Source organism: Asaia sp. SF2.1 (assembly GCF_000505765.1).
In the GTDB taxonomy this organism is placed as follows: Bacteria; Pseudomonadota; Alphaproteobacteria; order Acetobacterales; family Acetobacteraceae; genus Asaia; species Asaia bogorensis.
In genome coordinates, this window is record NZ_AYXS01000011.1 from 63,623 (window position 1) to 66,193 (window position 2,571).

Annotated in this window: 3 protein-coding genes and 2 pseudogenes; 3 read left to right on the forward strand and 2 right to left on the reverse strand. The window is 58.9% G+C overall.

Translation table 11 applies throughout. The features are described 5' to 3' along the window. From P792_RS37540 to P792_RS26455, 3 genes and pseudogenes are all read left to right on the forward strand, one after another. Window positions 1-225 (forward strand): annotated as a pseudogene (locus P792_RS37540) (hypothetical protein); the annotation flags it as partial. Then, a complete protein-coding gene (locus tag P792_RS26450) occupies window positions 222-698 on the forward strand; it encodes a DUF6362 family protein (protein ID WP_023978334.1) in 477 nt (158 codons plus the stop codon). The pseudogene P792_RS37540 and the gene P792_RS26450, both read left to right, overlap by 4 nt. Before the next feature lie 74 nt (window positions 699-772). Next, window positions 773-1,093, forward strand: coding sequence for an HNH endonuclease signature motif containing protein (locus P792_RS26455; protein WP_023978335.1), 321 nt, complete (start codon window positions 773-775; stop codon window positions 1,091-1,093). 8 nt (window positions 1,094-1,101) lie between these two features. On the opposite strand, the gene P792_RS35965 is transcribed toward P792_RS26455, so the two are convergent. Both P792_RS35965 and P792_RS38555 read right to left on the reverse strand, forming a co-directional pair. Beyond that, window positions 1,102-2,325 (reverse strand): AI-2E family transporter, encoded by a 1,224-nt coding sequence (locus P792_RS35965; protein WP_023978336.1) that lies wholly within the window; start codon window positions 2,323-2,325, stop codon window positions 1,102-1,104. A gap of 55 nt (window positions 2,326-2,380) precedes the next feature. Beyond that, window positions 2,381-2,571: pseudogene (locus P792_RS38555) on the reverse strand (MFS transporter); the annotation flags it as partial.

Genomic DNA, 2,571 nt, shown 5'->3' on the forward strand with positions numbered 1-2,571 from the left:
TCGATCAGCCATCTGGGCTATTTCGGGAAGGCGATCGGCACCGCCATTGCAAATCGCGACGTGCCCGAAGCACCACTGAACGAGGCCGAGATCGAAGCCGATCGCGCCTGGAAACGGGACATGGATGCATGGCGCGAGCGTGTGGCGTCCGGCATTGCGGGTGCAGTCAATGAGCCGATTCCGAACCGTGCCGACTACCTCGAACGCGCAAGGCTGGCCGCATGAGCAAGATGCTCTTGCATTTCGACCCTGAGCGCAGCCTGCCGGAGCAGGTAGGCGAATGGCTGGACGAGGCTGCTCTCACGCTCGCTACGCTGCCCGCCACCAGACTGCGCCCAGCCGGTGCAGGAAGCACATGGCCGGACTATCTACGTGATCTGGAAGATCTCGGCTGGGACCGTGAAAGCGACGAGTTTCTGCCCAGACCGACCGCCGATCAGATCGACCGACTGGATATCGTGCTCACCTGGATACCGCTGATCGAGGATCGCAAGCTGCGAACAGTGGTCAATATGCGCCTGATCGTTCACCGGATCTCGGGGCGGCATAAGTGGGAATGGCGAAAGATTGGGCCTAAACTCGGCGTTGACCACAAGACTGCACAGGCCTGGCACCAGCGCGCCTGTATAGTCATCGCAAAAAAAATCAAGCCGTCTGCATTTTCTACTACCCACATTCCCCAATTTGCAGATATTTGAGACCCAAGATCGCGAGACGCTTACCCATTCGGGCAGGCGTCTTTTTTTGTGCCTGATTTCTGGAGTGACGATACATGGCGGTCCGCGGATTGCAGTGCGTCCTGCCAGCAGTTCGTAGCGTCAAAACCGGTATTGCAACGGCGCTGCCGAAGCAGACAAAAACCATCTATCTCTCGCCCGAATGGCGCGGCCTGATGTCCCGCCTTCTGGCCCATCGTGGCCGACGCTGCGAGTCCTGCGGCCGCACCGGCTGCCGTATCTTCGGCGATCATATCCATGAACTGAAGGACGGCGGTGCCCCGCTCGATCCGGGTAATGTCCGGCTGCTCTGTGGCTCATGCCACAGCACCAAGACCGCCCGTGTTCGGGCGATCCGTTGGCGTGAAACGGTGTAGGGTGAACGTCAGGCAGTTTGTTTTGAGCTCTCCTGGCCTCGGCGAGAACCATCGAGCTCGCACCACAGCATGTGAGCGGCAGCCACAATGGCTGGACCGATGAAGAGGCCTACAAGGCCGAGCATGTGCAGGCCCCCCAGGATGGCAATCATCGTGTGCAGGAACGGCAGGCGGGTCTCGTCGGAGATAAACTTCGGACGGGCAAAATGCTCACCGCAGAACAGAACGAAGAGTCCCCAGCCTGCAACGGCAATGCCCATGTTCATCGACCCTGAAGCCGCAACGATGCCGCCGACGAGAATTGCCGCCGGATAGCCGCAGAAGGGGATCGACGCAGCAATGGCTAGAAGGATCGTCAGGATGACCGCATGGCTGGCATCTGCAATGAAGATCAAAGGCGAGCAGACAAGCGCCTCGCCGATACCAACAAGAACCAGTCCGTTGACGGCACCACGAATGCTGCGAACGATGTGCAGAAGAATGTCGTCACGCTGGGTGAGCTCGATACTGACCCTGCGAAGAGACGAGGTGACCCGCCCATAGGAAAGGAGGCAGCATGCTGCGGTGAGCATCGCAACGAAAAAGGCTTCCAGGAGATGCGGGATACTTTTGAGGATCTTGAAAGCTGCGAGCCCTGCGATCTTGGAGATCGACTTGGCCTGGGCCTTGGCCATCTTCATGATTTGTTGCGGGTCGATCTTGTTTGCGAGGCTTGCTGGAAGCACGCTTTTGACCTTGTCGATCCGAGTTGAGACGGCAGGCGGCAGGGCTGGCGTCGCACTGTCGCCAGAGCCTGCTTCTTCCCCATTATGATCTGTCGGCTCGGGCTTCCCCGTACTCTCGTCGTTCTGCGGCGGTGCGGCACGATCTTGCGTGGCTGCGTCAGGACCGTTTGCCGGGGCCGATGTCTGGTGGGGAGCGATGAGATGGTGGGCTTTTTCCGAAAGCGATCCGATCTCGGTCACCGCGCCATAACCCGCTATGCCAGCCATGATCGTGAAGAGCACGCAGGTCAGCCCGATAAGGCTGATGGCCGCCATCTTTGCACCGATAAACTGTCCGAGTTTGCGCTGTATCGGCCGTACAGCAATGGCGATGACTGCGCCCCATGCCAAAGCGACAATAAGCGAGAACGAGATCCAGATTGCCCCGGCATAGATCGCAACGCCCATGCTGATGAGTGCGAGATACTTTACCCAGGGATGACGTTCAGAAATGAGACGAGAGGCCATCTGACCATGTGTTCCTTTTATCGGTTGGTGTGCGGTCGGAGTCGGGAGCGCAATGTTAAGTGGCCGCGGGAGGGACAGGATCGACCGTAACCGCCACCCCGCTTTGCAACAGGTCTTTTGCCTCTTCCGTACTGCCTACCGCTGGCGGTGATCCTCGCAAAGGCATTCCTGCCGTTTCACGAACGGTCAGCATTGTAACGATGCCGATGAATGCTGCGCCCATCAGGTACCAGGCGGGCATGTCCA